This window comes from Streptomyces sp. NPDC093071 (assembly GCF_044754545.1).
Lineage (GTDB): Bacteria > Actinomycetota > Actinomycetes > Streptomycetales > Streptomycetaceae > Streptomyces.
On record NZ_JBIVPH010000006.1, the window covers coordinates 280855 to 297915 of the forward strand.

The 17061-nt window shown below is 74.9% G+C and carries 18 protein-coding genes and 7 tRNA genes; 14 read left to right on the top strand and 11 right to left on the bottom strand.

Features of this window, described 5'->3' with window-relative positions:
* Positions 1-48 precede the first annotated feature (48 nt).
* Positions 49-1269: a protein kinase gene (locus ACIQD7_RS24110; RefSeq protein ID WP_402444122.1), complete on the bottom strand. Its 1221-nt coding sequence runs from the start codon at positions 1267-1269 to the stop codon at positions 49-51.
* Positions 1270-1779: 510 nt separating this feature from the next.
* Here ACIQD7_RS24110 and ACIQD7_RS24115 point away from each other — a divergent pair.
* The 3 genes from ACIQD7_RS24115 to ACIQD7_RS24125 all read left to right on the top strand — a co-directional run bounded on the left by ACIQD7_RS24115 (position 1780) and on the right by ACIQD7_RS24125 (position 3599).
* The gene (locus ACIQD7_RS24115) at positions 1780-1947 is read left to right on the top strand and encodes a hypothetical protein (protein WP_163013770.1); all 168 of its coding nucleotides are present in this window, start codon (positions 1780-1782) and stop codon (positions 1945-1947) included.
* Between the two features lie 301 nt (positions 1948-2248).
* Positions 2249-3238: a phosphotransferase gene (locus ACIQD7_RS24120; protein WP_402444124.1), complete on the top strand. Its 990-nt coding sequence runs from the start codon at positions 2249-2251 to the stop codon at positions 3236-3238.
* Between the two features lie 67 nt (positions 3239-3305).
* Positions 3306-3599 (top strand): zf-TFIIB domain-containing protein, encoded by a 294-nt coding sequence (locus tag ACIQD7_RS24125; RefSeq protein WP_121828997.1) that lies wholly within the window; start codon positions 3306-3308, stop codon positions 3597-3599.
* 53 nt (positions 3600-3652) lie between these two features.
* On the opposite strand, the gene ACIQD7_RS24130 is transcribed toward ACIQD7_RS24125, so the two are convergent.
* From ACIQD7_RS24130 to ACIQD7_RS24150, 5 genes are all read right to left on the bottom strand, one after another.
* Positions 3653-3727, bottom strand: a tRNA-Val gene (locus ACIQD7_RS24130).
* A gap of 38 nt (positions 3728-3765) precedes the next feature.
* Positions 3766-3837, bottom strand: a tRNA-Val gene (locus ACIQD7_RS24135).
* 34 nt (positions 3838-3871) lie between these two features.
* Positions 3872-3943 (bottom strand) — tRNA-Val (locus tag ACIQD7_RS24140).
* A gap of 1 nt (position 3944) precedes the next feature.
* Positions 3945-4018, bottom strand: a tRNA-Cys gene (locus tag ACIQD7_RS24145).
* Positions 4019-4057: 39 nt separating this feature from the next.
* Positions 4058-4130, bottom strand: a tRNA-Gly gene (locus ACIQD7_RS24150).
* 266 nt (positions 4131-4396) lie between these two features.
* Between ACIQD7_RS24150 and ACIQD7_RS24155 the strand changes: the two genes are divergently transcribed.
* The 3 genes from ACIQD7_RS24155 to ACIQD7_RS24165 all read left to right on the top strand — a co-directional run bounded on the left by ACIQD7_RS24155 (position 4397) and on the right by ACIQD7_RS24165 (position 7194).
* Positions 4397-5464: a chorismate-binding protein gene (locus tag ACIQD7_RS24155; RefSeq protein ID WP_383404131.1), complete on the top strand. Its 1068-nt coding sequence runs from the start codon at positions 4397-4399 to the stop codon at positions 5462-5464.
* A complete protein-coding gene (locus ACIQD7_RS24160) occupies positions 5461-6291 on the top strand; it encodes an aminotransferase class IV (RefSeq protein WP_402444127.1) in 831 nt (276 codons plus the stop codon). Before ACIQD7_RS24155 ends, ACIQD7_RS24160 begins: the two co-directional genes overlap by 4 nt.
* Before the next feature lie 63 nt (positions 6292-6354).
* Positions 6355-7194 (top strand): GNAT family N-acetyltransferase, encoded by an 840-nt coding sequence (locus ACIQD7_RS24165; protein WP_402444129.1) that lies wholly within the window; start codon positions 6355-6357, stop codon positions 7192-7194.
* Between the two features lie 44 nt (positions 7195-7238).
* On the opposite strand, the gene ACIQD7_RS24170 is transcribed toward ACIQD7_RS24165, so the two are convergent.
* Positions 7239-7754 carry a DsbA family protein gene (locus tag ACIQD7_RS24170; protein ID WP_402444131.1) on the bottom strand — a complete coding sequence of 172 codons (516 nt, stop codon included), beginning with the start codon at positions 7752-7754 and terminating at the stop codon, positions 7239-7241.
* Between the two features lie 414 nt (positions 7755-8168).
* On the opposite strand from ACIQD7_RS24170, the gene ACIQD7_RS24175 reads away from it, so the two are divergent.
* Together ACIQD7_RS24175 and ACIQD7_RS24180 are read left to right on the top strand one after the other, a co-directional pair.
* Positions 8169-8588: a hypothetical protein gene (locus tag ACIQD7_RS24175; RefSeq protein WP_402444133.1), complete on the top strand. Its 420-nt coding sequence runs from the start codon at positions 8169-8171 to the stop codon at positions 8586-8588.
* 121 nt (positions 8589-8709) lie between these two features.
* A complete protein-coding gene (locus ACIQD7_RS24180; RefSeq protein WP_163013769.1) occupies positions 8710-8874 on the top strand; it encodes a hypothetical protein in 165 nt (54 codons plus the stop codon).
* A gap of 18 nt (positions 8875-8892) precedes the next feature.
* Here the strand turns inward: ACIQD7_RS24180 and ACIQD7_RS24185 are convergent, their stop codons facing one another.
* Together ACIQD7_RS24185 and ACIQD7_RS24190 are read right to left on the bottom strand one after the other, a co-directional pair.
* A complete protein-coding gene (locus tag ACIQD7_RS24185) occupies positions 8893-9450 on the bottom strand; it encodes a CGNR zinc finger domain-containing protein (RefSeq protein ID WP_121828991.1) in 558 nt (185 codons plus the stop codon).
* A 191-nt stretch (positions 9451-9641) separates the two neighbouring features.
* Positions 9642-10055 carry an SsgA family sporulation/cell division regulator gene (locus ACIQD7_RS24190; protein WP_015032345.1) on the bottom strand — a complete coding sequence of 138 codons (414 nt, stop codon included), beginning with the start codon at positions 10053-10055 and terminating at the stop codon, positions 9642-9644.
* A gap of 190 nt (positions 10056-10245) precedes the next feature.
* On the opposite strand from ACIQD7_RS24190, the gene ACIQD7_RS24195 reads away from it, so the two are divergent.
* Both ACIQD7_RS24195 and ACIQD7_RS24200 read left to right on the top strand, forming a co-directional pair.
* The gene (locus tag ACIQD7_RS24195; RefSeq protein WP_402444135.1) at positions 10246-10668 is read left to right on the top strand and encodes a TIGR02611 family protein; all 423 of its coding nucleotides are present in this window, start codon (positions 10246-10248) and stop codon (positions 10666-10668) included.
* A gap of 53 nt (positions 10669-10721) precedes the next feature.
* A tRNA-Val gene (locus ACIQD7_RS24200) sits at positions 10722-10796 on the top strand.
* A gap of 63 nt (positions 10797-10859) precedes the next feature.
* On the opposite strand, the gene ACIQD7_RS24205 is transcribed toward ACIQD7_RS24200, so the two are convergent.
* Entirely contained in the window at positions 10860-13484 is a 2625-nt protein-coding gene (locus tag ACIQD7_RS24205) for an SCO7613 C-terminal domain-containing membrane protein (RefSeq protein ID WP_402444137.1), read from the bottom strand.
* A 101-nt stretch (positions 13485-13585) separates the two neighbouring features.
* Between ACIQD7_RS24205 and ACIQD7_RS24210 the strand changes: the two genes are divergently transcribed.
* Together ACIQD7_RS24210 and ACIQD7_RS24215 are read left to right on the top strand one after the other, a co-directional pair.
* Entirely contained in the window at positions 13586-14032 is a 447-nt protein-coding gene (locus ACIQD7_RS24210) for an SRPBCC family protein (RefSeq protein WP_402444139.1), read from the top strand.
* A gap of 39 nt (positions 14033-14071) precedes the next feature.
* A tRNA-Val gene (locus ACIQD7_RS24215) sits at positions 14072-14143 on the top strand.
* Between the two features lie 63 nt (positions 14144-14206).
* On the opposite strand, the gene ACIQD7_RS24220 is transcribed toward ACIQD7_RS24215, so the two are convergent.
* Positions 14207-14935 (bottom strand): 3'-5' exonuclease, encoded by a 729-nt coding sequence (locus ACIQD7_RS24220; RefSeq protein WP_402444141.1) that lies wholly within the window; start codon positions 14933-14935, stop codon positions 14207-14209.
* A 121-nt stretch (positions 14936-15056) separates the two neighbouring features.
* Between ACIQD7_RS24220 and ACIQD7_RS24225 the strand changes: the two genes are divergently transcribed.
* Together ACIQD7_RS24225 and ACIQD7_RS24230 are read left to right on the top strand one after the other, a co-directional pair.
* The gene (locus ACIQD7_RS24225; RefSeq protein WP_121831730.1) at positions 15057-15623 is read left to right on the top strand and encodes a DUF4365 domain-containing protein; all 567 of its coding nucleotides are present in this window, start codon (positions 15057-15059) and stop codon (positions 15621-15623) included.
* Positions 15623-17011 (top strand): hypothetical protein, encoded by a 1389-nt coding sequence (locus ACIQD7_RS24230; protein ID WP_402444144.1) that lies wholly within the window; start codon positions 15623-15625, stop codon positions 17009-17011. Before ACIQD7_RS24225 ends, ACIQD7_RS24230 begins: the two co-directional genes overlap by 1 nt.
* Positions 17012-17061: the final 50 nt, after the last annotated feature.

Below are 17061 nucleotides of genomic sequence, written 5' to 3' on the forward strand. Positions count from 1 at the left end.
GGCTCGGCCCGGGACGGCTCGGCCCGGGACGGCTCAGCCCGGGACGGCTCAGCTCTGGAGCGCCTGCGCGGCGGCGATGCCGAGGGCGACGACCAGGGTGACGACCACGAAGACGAAGAGCCGCTGCCGCAGCAGCCGGGGGTTGGCGGGGCGGCGGCCCGTCGAGGTGGAGCGGACGCCGGGCCGGGTGCCGGGCCGGGACTGCGGGGACCGCGAGCCCCCGGTCCGGGGCCCGGCGGAGGACCGGGAGGACGCCCCCCGCCCCTGACCGCGCTCGCGCTCCCGCTCCCGATCGGAGCCGCGCTCGACACCCCGTTCGGACCCGCGCTCGGGCCCACGCCCGCGCGTGTCCCGTTCGGTGTACTCGGTGTACCGCTCAGTGGGCCGGACGGCGTTCCGCTCCTCGGCGCGCTCCCGCTGCACGGGCGGCCGGGAGGCGGGCAGCCCCTGGGCCTCGCGGGCCGCGATCTCCTTGAGCCGCATCGACAGCTGGAGCGTGCTGGGCCGGTCCTCGGGGTCCTTCGCGAGACAGGCCCGGACGAGGGGCGCCAGCGCGTCGGGCACGCCGTGGAGGTGCGGTTCCTCGTGCACGACCCGGTAGAGCATGACCTCGGAACTGCCGTGTCCGAAGGGGGAGTCGGCCATCGCCGCGTACGCGAGGGTGGCGCCGAGCGAGAAGACGTCGGTGGCGGGGGTGACGGCGGCGCCGCGCACCTGCTCGGGGGCGAGGAAGCCGGGGGAGCCGACGGCGGTGCCCACGTGGGTGAGGGTGCTGGCGCCGGTGGCCCAGGCGATGCCGAAGTCGATGATCCGGGGACCCTTGGGGGAGAGCAGGATGTTCGACGGCTTGAGGTCCCGGTGCACGACGCCGGCCTCGTGGACGGCGACCAGGCCTTCCGAGAGCGCGGCACCGATGGAGGCCACGTCGGCGGCCCGCAGGGGTCCTTCCTCGGCGACCCGGTCGTGCAGGGAGGGGCCGGGGACGTACTGGGTGGCGAACCAGGGGCGCTCGGCCTCCAGGTCGGCGGCGACGAGCCGGGCCGTGCAGCCGCCGCGGATCCGCCGGGCCGCGGACACCTCGCGGGCGAACCGCGACCGGAACTCCTGGTCCTCGGCGAGGTCGGGCCGGATGACCTTCAGGGCGACCCGCTGGCCGCGCCGGTCGGACCCCAGGTACACGACGCCCATTCCGCCGGCCCCCAGCCTGCGGTGGAGCCGGAACGACCCGACGATCCGCGGATCCTCGCGCCGGAGCCGCATCATCGCCATGTCCGTCCCCTCGTCCGTTCGACGTGGCACAGCTTACGTAGTGGCGCCCGCACGCGCTCATAGGCCGCGCCCTCGCACCGGGATCGATTGTCAGTACTGGGAAGACCCCCTGGCGCCCGACAACCGCCCCCACCGCCCAACCCCCGCCCGGCCCGGCCCACTTGACGAGCCGGCCGAGCCCCACCCGCCCACCCCGGAGGGAAGGCCTCCGGGGCCCCGTGGACCGGGGTGCACCCGTGACGATCAAGGAAGTGAGCGATGTCACGCCGCCCGCCGCCCGGAGGCCTCTCCTGGGCAACCCCTCGGGGATGACCCGGGGTTGCGAGCCCCCGTCTCCACCCAGGGGAGTACGCCGTGCGGGCGGCCGTCATCCTCCGGGAGGCCCGGAAGTCGGTACGCGGGCATGACGCCCCGGAGCTTCCCGCTTCCTAAGGTTGTTGTCACGCGGCGGGTGCAGCACTCGTCCCCCGAGGTTACGCACCCGCCGCGCCACACGACGGGAGAGGAACCATGGCCTACACGGCACCGAGGACGACCAGCCGGCCCGCGGGCCGCCGTCACCCCCTGGTGGCCACGGCCATGGTTCTTCCTCTCGCGGCCCTGCTCGTGGTCGTCTTCGGCGGCTGGGAAGCGGTGGTCACACAGGCGTCGTCCGTGGGCGTGATGCTGGGGCGCTGAGCGGCGCCCCGGACCCGGGAGAGCGGCCCGGGTCGGGACATCCGCCCATCAGCCCCGTGGGGACGGGGGTGCGACGGACGGCAGCGTGGGGCCGGTCGGCTGGGGAGCCGACCGGCCCTCGCGCGTTCCCACTCCTTTACCGCACCGGGCCCCCGGCCCTGCTGTACGGGGCTCCCGCCAAGCAGCCCGCACCGGGCCCCGCACCAAGCAGCCCGCACCGGCCCCCGCACCAAGCCGCCCGCACAGAAGCTCCCGCCCCCACCCCCGTACGCCCCCGCCCCCCACCCCGTACGCTCCCCGCGTGACCCCCATCCCCCACCCCGCAGCCACCGAGGGCACTCCCCTCGACCACCTCGCCGCCCTGGCCCGTGCCGCCGCGCACCCGCCCGGCGCCGCCCCCTGCGGCTGCGCGGACGACGGGCTCGTCGGGGTGCTGGCGGACCGGGAGGACGGGACCGTCGTACGCCACGGGGCGCTCGTGGTGAAGGTGCACGCCCCCGACACCGACCCCGAGGCGCACCGCGCGCGGCTCGCGCTGGCCGCCCGCCCGGACCTCGCCGGAATCCTCCTGGCACCGCTGCCACTCCCGCTGTCACCGACACCGACACCGACCGCTCCGAACGTGCTCGGCGGGCGTCCGGTCACCGTCTGGCCGTACGGTCCGCCCGTGGACCCGGAAGATCCGGACGCCGCTCCCTGGGAGGAGGCGGCACGGCTCCTCGCCCTGCTCCACCGCACCCCGCTCCCGCCGGGGGCCGCGGACGGCCTCCCGGAGATGCGGGCCCCGCTCAAGGCGGCCCTCGCCGTGGACCGGATGCGCCGGGCGGCGCCGGACCACCCGGCCGCGGCCACCGTCCTCGCCGCCTGGCGTACGGTCCCCGCGGACCGCGCGGACGTCCCCCGGCTGCTCTGTCACGGCGACTTCCACCTGGGCCAGTTGGTCCGGCTCGCCCACGCCCCGTCGGGTCCTCCGTCCTGGCGGCTCATCGATGTCGACGACCTCGGCGCGGGGGATCCGGCCTGGGACCTGGCCCGTCCGGCCGCCTGGTTCGCGGCCGGCATCCTGCCCCCGGAGGTCTGGTCCCGTTTCCTCGGCGCGTACCGGGAGGCGGACGGTCCGGCGGTGGGCGCCGATCCCTGGGTCCGGCTCGACGTGCCGGCCCGGGCCCTGACGGTGCAGACCGCCGCCCTGGCCCTCGCGAAGTCCACGGTCGAACGCCGGCCGCTCGACGAGGTCGAGGAGGTGATGATCGACACCTGCGCCCGCATCGCCGGACATCGAACCGGGTAGGCACTTTCGGCGTCCACGTAAGGTGAGGCCACCATTCGAACGGAAATGTCAGGGAGTTGAGCCGAACATGCAGTGTCCCAAGTGTCATGCGGCCATGCACACGTACAACCGCAACGGCGTCCAGATCGAGCAGTGCAGCGGCTGCCGGGGCATATTCCTGGACTACGGGGAGCTGGAGGCCCTGACCCGCCTGGAGTCCCAGTGGGTCCAGCAGGCCCCGCCCGCGCCGCCCGCCCCCCAGGCCTACCCGGCGCAGGCCGCTCCCGCCGCGCCCGCCTGGGGCGCCCCGCACCACGGCGGCCACCACGGCGGCGGTCACTACCGCCAGCGCGGCTTCGGACGGATGCTGTTCTCCTCCTGAGACACCGGAACGAAGAAGCCCCCGGCCGCGAGACGCGGCCGGGGGCTTCTTGCTGGTGCGCGATACTGGGATTGAACCAGTGACCTCTTCCGTGTCAGGGAAGCGCTCTCCCGCTGAGCTAATCGCGCGGGACGTGCACAACCTACCCGAAGGCGGTCGTACTGCGTGCGCGATACTGGGATTGAACCAGTGACCTCTTCCGTGTCAGGGAAGCGCTCTCCCGCTGAGCTAATCGCGCGGGGGATCCGGAGATCCGGGACCCGAAGGTCCAGTGGACGATACTGGGATTGAACCAGTGACCTCTTCCGTGTCAGGGAAGCGCTCTCCCGCTGAGCTAATCGTCCTTGGAGGTGGAGACGGGATTTGAACCCGTGTAGACGGCTTTGCAGGCCGTTGCCTCGCCTCTCGGCCACTCCACCAGGAGTGAGTACGGGGGTTCGGGAAGATCCCCCACATCGAGCGGACGACGAGATTCGAACTCGCGACCCTCACCTTGGCAAGGTGATGCTCTACCAACTGAGCCACGTCCGCTTGTCGTTTCCGTTCCGCTTGCGCGTCCCGGCGACGTGTTGAACTCTAGCGGATTCCCGGGCCAGTACAAAAACGCGTTTCCGCAGCGTGCTGACCTGCGGGCCGACCGGGGCACCGGCGACGCCCCCGGCCCGGCCGCCGCTCCGGCCCCCGCTCGGGCCCCCGGAGGGTTCGCGCGGCGTTCACTCGCCGTGTTCCCGGGGTCGCGCGGAGCCCCCGGCGCACGCGGCCCGGTGCCCCCGCCCCGCCCGACCTAGACTCGACGCGTGTACGACCTCGCTCCCCTGGCCCGTTTCGGCGGCCTCGTCGCCACCGACCTCCGGGACGTCACCCACGACCCCGAGGCCCTGGACTCCACCGGCTTCTGGGCCGTCTGCGCGGACTTCGAGGGGCGCCTGACCTGCGCCCGCTTCGGGGACGTGCGGCCGGACCCGGTGCCCCTGCCCGTGCCGGGCGCCTGGCGCGGTCCCGCCGCCGGGGCCTGGACGTCCTCCCTGGACCGCGCCGCGTACACCGCGGGCGTACGGCGCGTGCGGGAGCACATCGCGCGCGGCGAGGTCTACCAGGCGAACCTCTGCCGGGTCCTGACCGCGCCGCTGCCCGATCCGGCCGCCGCCGACGTGGACGCGCTCACCGCGCTGCTCGCCCGGGGCAACCCCGCCCCGTACGCCGGAACGATCCGTCTGCCCGCGCACGGCGTGGAGATCGCCACCGCCTCCCCGGAGCTCTATCTGCGCCGGGAGGGGGCCCTGGTCTCCTCGGGGCCCATCAAGGGCACCGGCCGCACCGCCGCCGACCTCCTGCCCAAGGACCACGCGGAGAACGTGATGATCGTCGACCTGGTCCGCAACGACCTGGGACGCGTCAGCGAGACCGGCTCCGTCGCCGTCCCCGCCCTCTGCGCGGTCGAGGAGCACCCCGGCCTGGTCCACCTCGTCTCCACGGTCACCGGCCTGTTGCGCGAGGACGCCGGCTGGCCCGAGCTGCTGGCCGCCACCTTCCCGCCCGGTTCGGTCACCGGCGCCCCCAAGTCCAGCGCGCTGCGGATCATCGAGGCCCTGGAGACCGCGCCCCGGGGCCCCTACTGCGGGGGCGTCGGCTGGGTCGACGCCGACGCGGGCACCGGCGAGCTGGCCGTCGGCATACGCACCTTCTGGATCGACCGCCCCGAGGGCGTGCTGCGCTTCGGTACCGGCGCCGGGATCACCTGGGGCTCCGACCCGGAGCGCGAGTGGGAGGAGACCGAGCTGAAGGCGTCCCGGCTGGTCGCGATAGCGTCGGGCGCCTACGGACAAGGCGCCCCCGAGGCGACCGGAAAGGCCATTTCTCGATGAAACTCTGGGTCAACGGCGGGCTGCACGACGCGGAGACCGCCCGGGTCTCCGTACTGGACCATGGACTGACCGTCGGCGACGGCATCTTCGAGACGGTCAAGGCGGAGCGCGGCGAAACGTTCGCCCTCACCCTCCACCTGGAGCGTCTCACCCGCTCGGCCCGGGGGCTCGGCCTGCCCGACCCGGACCTCGACGAGGTCCGCCGCGCCTGCGCCGCCGTCCTGGACGCCAACCCGATGGAACTCGGCCGCCTCCGGATCACGTACACCGGCGGCCCCTCCCCGCTCGGCTCGGAGCGCGGCGACTCCGGCACCAGCCTCGTCGTCGCCCTCGGCGAGACCGGCCGCCGCCCCGACTCCACCGCGGTGATCACCGTGCCCTGGACCCGCAACGAGCGCGGCGCCCTCACCGGCCTCAAGACCACCTCGTACGCCGAGAACGTCGTCGCCCTCGCCAGGGCGCGCGAGGAGGGGGCCTCCGAGGCGCTCTTCGCCAACACGGTGGGGCGGCTCTGCGAGGGCACCGGCTCCAACGTCTTCGTCGTGGTCGACGGCCGGATCCTCACCCCGCCCGTCTCCTCCGGCTGCCTCGCGGGCATCACCCGCGCCCTCGCCGTCCGGTGGACCGGCGCGGAGGAGACCGATCTGCCGCTCGACGTCCTGGAGAGCGCCGACGAGGTCTTCCTGACCTCGACCCTCCGCGACGTGCAGGCCGTGCACCGGGTCGACGGGCGCGCACTGTCGCCCGCGCCCGGCCCGGTCACCGCCAAGGCCATGCGGACCTTCGACGAGCACGCGGCCCGCGACCGGGACCCGCGCCTCGGGTAGGGCGGTCGCGATCCGCCGCAAAACCCGATGACGGACGGCCCCGGGGTGGGTAGAACACTTCCGATGACCACCACCCTGCGGCCGGTCGAGCCGCTTCAGCAGCTGCCCGGCGGCGGCCGTTCCCGCACCTACGACGTGTGCGTGAACAGCCGTCGCGTCGGCTCCGTCCACCTCAGCACCGATCCCGACTTCGGCGCCGCCTCGGGAGTGGTCCAGGACCTCCGGATCGACGAGCAGGACCGGGGGAGGGGCCGGGGCACGGTCGCCGCGCTCGCCTCCGAGGAGGTGCTGCGGAGCTGGGGCTGCGTCCAGGTGCGGACGTCGGTGCCCGCCGGTGCCGCGCCCGCCCTGCGCATGGTCCGCTCGCTCGGCTACGTCGAGCGCAGCCGGAACATGGTCAAGGAACTGCCCGCCGTCCCGCCCGCGCTGCCGGACGGCGTCGAGGTCCGGCCGATGACCGGCGCCGAGTACGAGGAGTGGCGGGTGCGGGCCCGGGAGGCCTTCGCGCGGGACTGGACCGAGCGGGGCGTCCCCGAGGAGCTGGCGCGCGCGAAGGCCGAGAACAGCCACCGCACCCTCCTGCCCGAGGGACTCGCCACCCCCGGCGCCGCGTTCCACGTGCTGGTCCGGGACGGGCGGCCCGCCGGCGTCCTGTGGACCGGCCGGACCGCACTCGAATCGGGCCGGCGGGCCGCCTACGTGTACGACGTCGAGGTGGACGAGGAGCATCGCGGGCACGGCTACGGGCGGGCGCTGATGCTGCTCGCCGAGCGGGTCGCGGGGGAGGCCGGGGAGACCCTGCTCGGACTGCACGTCTTCACGGACAACACCCCGGCGGTCCGGCTCTACGAGTCGCTCGGCTACCGCACGACCTACGTCAACAGCGCCAAGACGCTGCTGTAGCGGGGCGGTCGAGCGGGTCGGACGGGTCGGCCGGGTCGGCCGGGTCAGCCGGCGAGGAGGCGGTCGGCGATCGTCCCGATCCGCTCCCGCAGGCCCTCCTGGCTCTGGCCGCCGTCCAGGCGCTCGCCGCCGATGACATAGGTCGGCGTGCCGGTGACCTTGATGGCCTTGCCCTCGGCCTCGTCCGCGTCGACGGTCAGCAGGTGCCGGCCGTCGATCAGGGCGGTGTCGAACTCCTCGGCGTCCAGGCCCAGTTCGGCCGCCAGCTCCAGGAGGACCGGCTCGCCCCGCTCGCCGAGCTCGGCGGTCCTGGCGAGCAGCGCCTCCGCGTACGGCCAGCCCGCGCCCTGCGCGAAGGCCTCCTCGGCGGCCTGGGCGGCGGCGTACGCGTGCTTGTGCTTCGGCAGCGGGAAGTGACGCAGCTGTACGTCGAGCCGGTCGCCGTACTCCTCGCGGAGCGCGCGGACGTCGTCGAGGGCCCGGAGGCAGTCGGGGCACTGGAGGTCGAACCAGGCCTCCAGGACGACGGGGGAGACGGGTGCGGTGGTGGAGTCGCTCATGCCAGCAGTCTCCCTCACCGGGCCTTGGGAGCTCACCGGCACCTGGACCTCACCGGCACCTGGAGCTCGCCGGCACCTGGAGCTCGCCGGCACCTGGAGCTCGCCGGCACCTGGAGCTCGCCGGGGCCCAGAGCTCGCCGGGGCGCGGAGGGCCGCCGCCGCCCGGAGGATCGCCGGGACCCGGAGGATCGCCGGGACCCAGGGGATCGTCGGGACCCGGGAGCTCACCGGGAACCCGGAGGCCGTCCGTGTCCGGGAGGTCGTCAAGGCCCGGGAGTCCACCGGGACCAGGGGAGGAGATCCCGGTCGGGGTGACCCGGAGATCTCCCTGAGACCGGCCGAGGAGCATGGCCCCGGGCCGATGCGCGGGTGCAGGATGGAAGGGACGTATCACCCGGGGACCTGGAGGACCACATGCTCGCCGAGACCATCTGTTCCGCGGTGTCCGCGGCGGGCCTGGGCATCGCCGCGATCGCGGCGTACCGGAAGCGCTTCCTGCCCGCCGTCCGGATCGCGGCCTACGCGCTGGTGCCCCTCGGCCTGGTGATGACGGGGGCCGTCGCCTGGATCGCGGGCACCGCGTTCAGCCCGGTGGCCTGGGCCGGCTTCGGCCTGCTCGGCCTGGCATGGGTGCTCCTCCTGTCCACCCGGGCCGTCGAGCGGCGCCGGGCCGGCCGGGGAGGGACCGCCGTCGCGGAGGCCGCCCCGAGAGCCGCGGCTCCCGGTGCCCCGGCGGCCCCGAGGGCCGTGACGGGGAAGCCGCGGGCCGCCGCCGAGCCCGCGGGGGACGACTTCAGCGACATCGAGGCGATTCTGAAGAAGCACGGAATCTGACCGCTTCTGGCGATTCCGCTGTCCGTCCCGGTTCGGTGATCCACGGGAAGGAGTGAACCCCCCGGTCGGAAGGCGTGTTCCGTGAGGTCGGGCGCGTGGCGTGCGCGATCATCCCCCCGAGATGCTGGATACCTCGCGGGACCCCGTCCCCGCCCCCACCGACGCCCCCGGCGAAGAACCGCGCGGCTGTCTGTACGCGCTCTCCCAGCCGCCGCTGATGATCTTCCTCGGCGTCATCGGCTGTCTGCTGCTGGTGGCCGCCGTGCACGACCTCTTCGTGCTGTGACCCTCCGGTCCCGGGCCGTCAGCCCGCCGCCTCCTTGCGGCGCGCCCGGTACGCGGCCACGTGCAGCCGGTTGCCGCAGGTCCGGCTGTCGCAGTAGCGGCGCGAGCGGTTGCGGGAGAGGTCGACGAAGGCCCGGCCGCAGTCCGGAGCCTCGCAGCGCCGCAGCCGCTCCTGCTCGCCCGCCACGACGATGAACGCCAGGGCCATGCCGCAGTCGGCCGCCAGGTGGTCCGCCACCGAGGCGCCCGGCGCGAAGTAGTGCACGTGCCAGTCGTAGCCGTCGTGGTCGGTGAGCTGCGGGGTGGTGCCCGCGCCCGCCACCAGCTGGTTGATCAGGGGGGCCGCGATCCGGGCCTCGGGCGCGGAGAAGACCGCCGCGAACTTCTCGCGCACCTGGCGCACGGCCCGCAGGTCGCCGGGGCCGAGGTCACCCACGTCGCTGATCTTGTGCGCGTGCACGAAGGCGTGGAGGCCCCGGAGGTCGGCGAGCGCGTCGGGGCGGTCGCCCTGGGGCGCGGTGTTCATCAGATCGACGACGGTGTCGAGGGCGATCCGGGTGTCGTGAGGGATCAGCACGATTCGCTCCCTGGCCGGCCGCGGGCGGGCGCCCGCGGAATGGCGCTGACTTTAGCGCGACCCGGACATGGCACCGGCGCCCACCACCGCGCCGGCTGCGCGGTGGTGGGCGCCGGATGACGTGCCTGTGTGGCTGCCCGCGCGGCGCCGTCTCCCCGAGTCGGACGGCGCCGTGCGGCTCTCGGCCTGGCTCAGCTGTCGGCCAGGATGTGGGAGAGCTCCGTGTCGAGATCGAAGTGCCGGTGCTCGGTGCCCGGTGGCACGGCGGCGTCGGTCCGCTTCAGGAACGACTCCAGGGCCCTCGCCGGGGCCTCGAGCAGGGCTTCTCCCTCGGGAGAGCTCAGAGCGATGCAGACGACTCCCTGGCCGTGACTACGAGATGGCCAGACGCGGACGTCGCCCGTGCCGGTGGGCCGGTGCAGCCCCTCGGCGAGAAGGTCGCGGGCGAAGACCCACTCGACCGTCTCCTCGGCTCCGGTGTGGAAGGTGGCGTGCACGGCATACGGATCGGCCGTGTCATACCGCAGGCCCGCGGGTACAGGCAGTGAGGACTCGCTCGACACAACGAGGCGCAGGTGCAGCTCGCAGCTGACCGTGGTGTTCATAAGCGCCAGGGCCTTTCGCTCAGTGTGCGCTCGGGGATTCGCACGTCGGCGAAATCGACATGCCACCTCCGGTGCCGTTGTAAACCCCTCTGTCGGTTTTGTGGTCGTTCAGGTCCCTCGTACGGGCCCGTGTAACTTTGGGTAATACGGCCATTCAGGTATCCGCCCGGCGTCCGGTAGGTTGGGAGGCATGAATGCGGAGAGTGACGAGCGCACGGGGGAGTCCGCGGCCGACCAGGACGCCGAACTCGGATCCCGCGCACCGGAGTTCATCAAGTCCCGCCGGACCCTGCACCTCAGCTGGCAGGTCGGCGTCTTCGTCGTGGGGCTCGCGGTCGTCGTCGCCGGGGTGCTCATGCTCGTGCTGCCCGGACCCGGCTGGCTGGTCATCTTCGCCGGCATGGCGATCTGGGCGACCGAGTTCGTCTGGGCGCAGCTCGTCCTCCGCTGGACCAAGCGCAAGGTCACCGAGGCCGCCCAGCGCGCCCTCGACCCCAAGGTCCGCCGCCGGAACATCATCCTCACCAGCATCGGCCTGGTGATCGTCGCCGTCCTGCTCGGCATCTACCTCTGGAAGTTCGGCTTCGTCATGCCGTGGAAGATCGACGAGTGACCTCCGCGTGGTGCGGGAGCCCCGCTGACATGGGGTAATGTGTGCGGTGCACCGGGCGATTAGCTCAGTGGGAGAGCGCTTCGTTCACACCGAAGAGGTCACTGGTTCGAACCCAGTATCGCCCACCACCCGGACCGAGGGCCCGGAGACGACCACCGTCTCCGGGCCCTCGGCGTTCCCCCCGGAAACCCTCACCGCATCCGCGCCAGCCGCTCCCGCAGCCTCCGCGCGTCCCGCAGCCGCTGCTCGTAGGTGGCGCCCACCGCGAGCAGCAGCAGCCCGGCGAGGGCCGGCGGCAGCCAGCGCGGCAGCGCGCCCACCACCTGCACCACGTACGGCGCCAGCTCGTGCAGCCCGTCCAGGGCGAGCACCGTGCCGCCGAGCAGCAGCAGCGACTGGAGCCGGAACCGCGCCCCGAGCAGCGTCACCACGAGCGCCGCCACCCCCAGGACCAGCGGCCGCACCCACTCCGGGTCCGTCCAGGCCGCGCCGAGGCTCGGCAGCAGCGTCGCCGCCAGACCGGGGCCGTACGCCGCCCAGGACGAGGCCTCCGGGTCCCGGCGCCGCCGCAGGAACCCGACGACGAGCGCCGGGACCGTCACCGGCAGCGTGTACGCCTCCGGAGTCGTCACGCCCCAGGCCCCCAGCCGCACCCAGGCGGCGAGGAGGAACAGGCCCGCCGCCGCCCAGGAGGCGAACCGGCGCCGCTCCGGCCGGACCGCCGTCGCCGCCGCGATCACCCCGCCGAGCGCCAGGACCAGCGCCAGGAACGCGGGCCGCGACCCGGCGAGCCCGAGGGCGCAGAGGCCCACGGCCGCGCCGGTGATCTCCACCGGCAGCGCCACCGGACGCGCCTTGGCGCCGACCACCGCCGTCGCCGCCGGGACGAGGAGCAGGACCACTCCCGCCCAGTGGCCCTCCAGACCACCGGCCGCCGCCCCGGCGAGCACCAGGCCCGTCGCCGCGAGCACCGCGCCGCACGCCGACACGACCCGCCGCGCGCCCGTGCCGAGGACCGCGACGCCCGCGAGGAGTCCGAGGACCACTCCGAGCACGACGAACGTGGCCTCCCGCACGTCCAGGGCCAGGGCGACCGCGCCCGTGGCGGACAGGAGCCCGCCGGCGTACGCGACCCGCCCGAGGACGGTCCCGGGCTCCGCCGCGGGGACCTGCGGCCGGGGCTTCGGGGGCGTCCAGCCGGACCAGCCGGACCAGGGGGCGCCGAAACCGGCCGCCGGGCCCCGGGGCGGGGCCGAGGGCGGGGGCGGGACGGAACCAGAGGCCGGGTCGGTGACCGACGCGGCCGGGCCGGCGGACGGTCGGTCCGTCGGGTCGGCGGTCGGTCGGTCCGTCGGGTCGGCGGTCGGCTGCGCGGCCGGGTCCACGGCCCCGGCGGCCGCCGTCCTCGCGTCCCGGGCCGCCTCCGGCCGGGGCAGGCCCCGGGTCAGCGGGGTCGGGCGGACGGCGATCCACAGGGCCGCCGCCGTCGTGAGGAGCTGGAGGGCGAGCGTCGCCGCGTACGGCAGGCCCAGGGAGACGGGGAGGGCCGTGAGCAGCGCCCAGCCGAGGACGAGCGCCCCGCACCGGGCCCACAGCCGGGGGACGGACGCCAGGACGGCGGCCACCACCGCGAGGACCAGGGCGGCCGTCGCGGGGTGCGGGCCCAGGACCGGACCGGCGTGCTCGCCCGACCAGACGTCCGTCGTCCGCGCCAGGGGAACCAGCGCCCCCGTTACCACCGGCGGCAGCGCCCACGTGAGCCCCAGCGCCGTCACCGCAGCTCCCGCGCCCGCGAGACCCGCCCGGACCCCGCGCGGCAGCCGGGCACCCGCGCCCGCCCGCCCCACCGACGCCAGGACCAGCGCGCACAGCACGTACCCCGGGACCTCCCAGTCCCCGGGAAGCACGGACCGCAGCAGACCGCCGACCGCCGCCGGCGCCGCCAGACCCGCGACCACCGAGGCCGCCACCGCCACCGCGGGCGTCCGCCACGCCACGTACAGGCACACCGCCGCACCCGCCAGGAGCAGCGGCGCGCCGCTCCACGGCGAGGAGAAGGAGAGCCAGCCGCCCGTCAGGAACGCCCAGCCGCCCAGGACCGCCGCACCGACGCCCGCCGTGACCCGCACCGGCAGCGGCCGTGTCCACAGGACCGCCGCGCCGTCCGCCGCAGCCGTGACGAGCGCCGCCCACGCGAAGGCCGTCGGCCCGCCACCGGCCGCGAGCACGCCCAGCGGAAGCGGCAGCTGCGCCGCGACCACGGCCGCCGGCAGCGGCACGCGCAGCCGGGACAGCGCCGTACCGTACGCCGCCCACGCCCCCGCCAGGACCGCCGAGGCCACCGCCGCGTACCCGAGGCCGTCCGTGTCCGTCAGCGCCACCCGGTGCAGCGCGTACGCGTCGAGCACCGTCAGGACGAGCCCCAGGACCGCCACCGACTCGGCCGTCGACCCCAGCCCCCTGCGCAGCAGCGCCACCGGCGCCGCGAGCGCCGCGCCGGTCACCGCGCACAGCACCGCCGCACGGCCGCCGATCCCCATCGAACCCCAGCTCACCAGGGTGAACGCGACCGCCGCGATCGTCAGCAGCGTGCCGCCGAGCGTCAGCAGCACGTTCTGCGCGCTCCGCGGCGTCGAGTCCGCCACCGGAGCCACCGGAGCCGAGGGCCACGACGGCCCCACCGGCCGGACCGGCTGGTACAGGACCTGGACCAGCCAGGCCCGCCGGGTCAGCAACTGGTTCCGGCGCACTTCGAGTTGGGCCAGCTCGCGGTCGACGAGCACCAGCTCGTCCGCGGGCGGCAGGGAGTTGTCCATGAGCCGAGTGTCGTCCCGGCCGCGTCCGCCGGGAATGGGTCCCCGTACTCAGATTCCCCCGCTCGCCCCCGTCTCCCCCTGAGTACGCCCACACTGGGGTCATGGACTGGTGCCGCTACCGATTCCGCTGCGTCTGGCGGCTCGCCGCCCCGCCCGACACCGTCTACGCCGTCCTCGAACGGGCCGAGGACTACCCCCGCTGGTGGCCCCAGGTCCGCGAGGTCGTCCCCCGCGACGGGACCTCCGGCACCGCCCGCTTCCGCTCCCTCCTCCCGTACGACCTCGTCGTCACCGTCCGAGCCCTGCGCCGCGACCCCGTCGGCCGCGTCCTGGAGGTCGGCCTCGGCGGGGACCTGGAGGGCCGGGCCCGCTGGGCCCTCACCCCGGAGGGAACCGGCACCCGCGTCCTGTACGAGCAGGAGGTCGAGGTCCGCGCCCGGCTCCTGAGGGTCCTCGCCGTCCCCGGCCGACCCCTCTTCCGCGCCAACCACGCCCTGATGATGCGCGGCGGGAGACGGGGGCTCGCCGCCCACCTGCGATCGGTTTGAAGGAAGGGCCGGGAGGCCTGTATGGTTCAACCCGTTCCCGGGCGATTAGCTCAGCGGGAGAGCACTTCGTTCACACCGAAGGGGTCACTGGTTCGATCCCAGTATCGCCCACCGGGAGAGGCCGGTCCGTCTAAAGACGGACCGGCCTCTGTCATTGCGGGCGCGCCCCGCGGATCACGCCGCCGTCCGCAGCTCCGGCCGCAGCGGCCACGACGGATCCACCGTCTCCGGCGTCCCCTGCCGCGCGAACCACGCCTGGAGCCCCCGCGCCTGGGCCGCGTGCCACACCGCCTGGAGCGTGTGCAGCTCCGCCGGCGTCAGCCGTTCCAGCCGGGACGAGAACCGCCGCGCCACCGCCCGTACGACGTCCATCGCCGCCGTCGCGTCCGCCGCCGCGTCGTGCGCCCCCGCCAGCTCCACCTCGTAGTGGGCGCACAGGTCCGTCAGCGTCCTGCGCCCCTTCCGGTAGCGGTCCAGGTGCTTGTCCAGGACCCGGGGGTCGAGCACGCACAGGGGCGCGCCCGCCAGATAGGTGCCCAGCGTCGACGCCCGGTGCCGCCGCAACTCCCGGTCCAGGAGCGTCAGGTCGAACGGCGCGTTCATCACCACCAGCGGACGCCCCGCCGCGATCTGCTCGGACAGCGCCCGCCCCAGCTCCTCCATCACCGGAGCCGGCCACCGGCCGTTCCGCTGGAGGTGATCGTCCGTCAGGCCGTGCACGGCGGTGGCCTCCGCGGGCACCGGTATGCCCGGATTCACCAGCCACCGCGTCACCCGGGGACGCGCCCCGGCCGTGTCCTGCACGACGAGCGCGGCCGACACGATCCGGTCGCCCTCGACGTCGATCCCCGTCGTCTCCGTGTCGAAAGCCGCCAGGGGGCCTTCGTACCAGTGCATCGTCATCCCCGAACTCCCTGCACACGTGCGGCAGATGGCCAACCCCCTGCCCCGAAACGGTGATACCCGGACTGTTTGCGCCGTACGCGGACCGGTCACAACAGAAGGGACGGGGAAGGAAGACGACATGGCGCTCGCCCAGCCCGAGTCGGGAGGGCTGCCGCCCCAGCGGGCAGCACCGACGCGCGGCTCACTCGCCACCACCGCCTGCATGGAGACCCTCCAGGTGGGATACCTGCACGCCGTCGCCGCCGCGGCGGGCTGCTCGCTGTCCCAGCCCTTTCCGGACAACGGCATCGACTGGCACGTGAGCCACAGCGCTCCCGGCCACACCGTCGACGACGAGGTGACCATCAAGGTGCAGCTCAAGTGCACCTACCAGATACCGCCGCGCCCCCGGGGGAGCGCCTTCTCCTTCACCCTGGACAACGACCACCTGGTGAAGCTCGCCCGGACCCCCGTGTCCGTGCACAAGATCCTGGTCGTGATGCTCGTCCCGAGGTCCCGGGACGACTGGCTGCGGGCGGACCACGACGGGCTCGACCTGCGGCACTGCTGCTACTGGATCAACCTGGCCGGGCACCCGGTCACGGGACGCCGCCGGACCACCGTGCGCGTCCCGACGACACGGATCTTCGACGACCGGGCGCTCTGCGAGATCATGACCCGGGTCGGGGTGGGAGGGAGACCTTGATGCACCGACCGATCGACGACCCCGGATTCGGAGACGGCCCCGGGTACGGAGACGGCCCCGGGTACGGGGGAGGGGGATCCGGCGGGCACGGGCCCGTCCCCCCGCCCTACCGGCCCCACCCGGCGCCCGGCGCCCCCTCCGGACCCCGGCCCGACCTTTCCGGACCCCGCTCCGGCTTCTCCGGATCCCGGTCCGGGACCCCCGTCGCCCCGCCCGCCGGCCCCTGGGCCGACGCCCACGGCGTGCCCGACCCCGGTCGCGTCGACCCCCGGGTCCTCGGCGCCCTGCTCGCCCGCCACGGCTGGCGGCGGCGCGGCGGCGCGGCCGGCCGCTACAGCCGCTGGACCCCGCCCGGCACCGGCACCGGCACGAGCCTGCTCGTCCCCGAGAGCCGCGCCTTCCCGGACTGCGAGGACCTGCTCGGCGAAGCCCTCGCCGCCCTCGCCCACAGCGCCACGCCCTCCGCCCGCGAGGTCCTCACCGGCCTCGCCGTGCCCAGCGACGAGATCCGCTGGTGGCGCGACGTGCCCCCCGGCCCCGCCGGCACCGTCCCCTGGACCGTGCGGGAACAGCTCGGCTCCGCCGCCCGCCAGCTCCTCCTCGCGGGCGCCCTCGCCGTGCGCGGCCGGGCCGGCTACTACGGCGCCCGGCACCGGCGCCCCGCCCAGGCCTCCCTGGAGACCGTCCTCGTCGGCGCGTCCCCCGGCGGGCGCGGCCTCACCGCCTTCCTGCCCGTCGAACCGGGCCGCCCGATCGCCGTCCGGCTCTACCACGCGCTCCACGCGGCCCGCGAGGCCGTCGACTACCAGCGGGCCACCGGCGGCACGGAGGCCTTCGACGCCGCCGTCGAGGCGGGCGTCAGCCGCGAGCTCACCGAGGCCCTCGTCGCCCTCGTCCGGGGCACCGAGGGCGCCCGGATCGCCCTGGAGTGGGCCCCGGCCGCCGGACCGCCCGAGGGGTGCGCCGCCCGGCCCGGACCGGTCGAGTTCTCGCCCGGCGACCTGCCCGCCCTGCGCGAGGCGAGCGCCCGCTACCGGACCGGCGAGCCCGCCGTGCCGGTCCGCCTCACCGGCGCCGTCGTCCGTATGCGCCGCTCCGGACCCCGGGGCGAGGGCACCGTCCGGCTCCGCGTCCTGGGCGGGGCCGAGGTCCCGCACGTCCGCGTCACCCTCGACGAGGAGGCGTACCGCACCGCCGGCCACGCCCACCTCGTCGGCCTCCCGATCCGGGTCTCCGGCCGCCTGGAGAGCCGGGGCGGCTTCCGCCGCCTCACCGACGCCTCCGAGGTTGTCCCCGTCCAGGTCGACGAGGTGGAACGGGACCGTCTGATGAAGGCGCTCCACGAGAACCTGGACTTCTTCGGGGAGGCCTGCGGGCCGGAGGACTGAGGACGGGGGCGGGGCACGGCCCGAAAAGCCGACGCCGGGTCCGGGGCCGA

Bases quoted from the DNA above. Each gene is read 5' to 3' on its own strand.
- ACIQD7_RS24220 (WP_402444141.1), bottom strand. From the start codon at position 14,935: ATGACGATGCACTGGTACGAAGGCCCCCTGGCGGCTTTCGACACGGAG.
- ACIQD7_RS24225 (WP_121831730.1), top strand. From the start codon at position 15,057: ATGGCGCTCGCCCAGCCCGAGTCGGGAGGGCTGCCGCCCCAGCGGGCA.
- ACIQD7_RS24125 (WP_121828997.1), top strand. From the start codon at position 3,306: ATGCAGTGTCCCAAGTGTCATGCGGCCATGCACACGTACAACCGCAAC.
- ACIQD7_RS24190 (WP_015032345.1), bottom strand. From the start codon at position 10,055: ATGAACACCACGGTCAGCTGCGAGCTGCACCTGCGCCTCGTTGTGTCG.
- ACIQD7_RS24180 (WP_163013769.1), top strand. From the start codon at position 8,710: ATGCTGGATACCTCGCGGGACCCCGTCCCCGCCCCCACCGACGCCCCC.
- ACIQD7_RS24205 (WP_402444137.1), bottom strand. From the start codon at position 13,484: ATGGACAACTCCCTGCCGCCCGCGGACGAGCTGGTGCTCGTCGACCGC.
- ACIQD7_RS24110 (WP_402444122.1), bottom strand. From the start codon at position 1,269: ATGGCGATGATGCGGCTCCGGCGCGAGGATCCGCGGATCGTCGGGTCG.
- ACIQD7_RS24115 (WP_163013770.1), top strand. From the start codon at position 1,780: ATGGCCTACACGGCACCGAGGACGACCAGCCGGCCCGCGGGCCGCCGT.
- ACIQD7_RS24230 (WP_402444144.1), top strand. From the start codon at position 15,623: ATGCACCGACCGATCGACGACCCCGGATTCGGAGACGGCCCCGGGTAC.
- ACIQD7_RS24175 (WP_402444133.1), top strand. From the start codon at position 8,169: ATGCTCGCCGAGACCATCTGTTCCGCGGTGTCCGCGGCGGGCCTGGGC.
- ACIQD7_RS24165 (WP_402444129.1), top strand. From the start codon at position 6,355: ATGACCACCACCCTGCGGCCGGTCGAGCCGCTTCAGCAGCTGCCCGGC.
- ACIQD7_RS24210 (WP_402444139.1), top strand. From the start codon at position 13,586: ATGGACTGGTGCCGCTACCGATTCCGCTGCGTCTGGCGGCTCGCCGCC.
- ACIQD7_RS24160 (WP_402444127.1), top strand. From the start codon at position 5,461: ATGAAACTCTGGGTCAACGGCGGGCTGCACGACGCGGAGACCGCCCGG.
- ACIQD7_RS24170 (WP_402444131.1), bottom strand. From the start codon at position 7,754: ATGAGCGACTCCACCACCGCACCCGTCTCCCCCGTCGTCCTGGAGGCC.
- ACIQD7_RS24195 (WP_402444135.1), top strand. From the start codon at position 10,246: ATGAATGCGGAGAGTGACGAGCGCACGGGGGAGTCCGCGGCCGACCAG.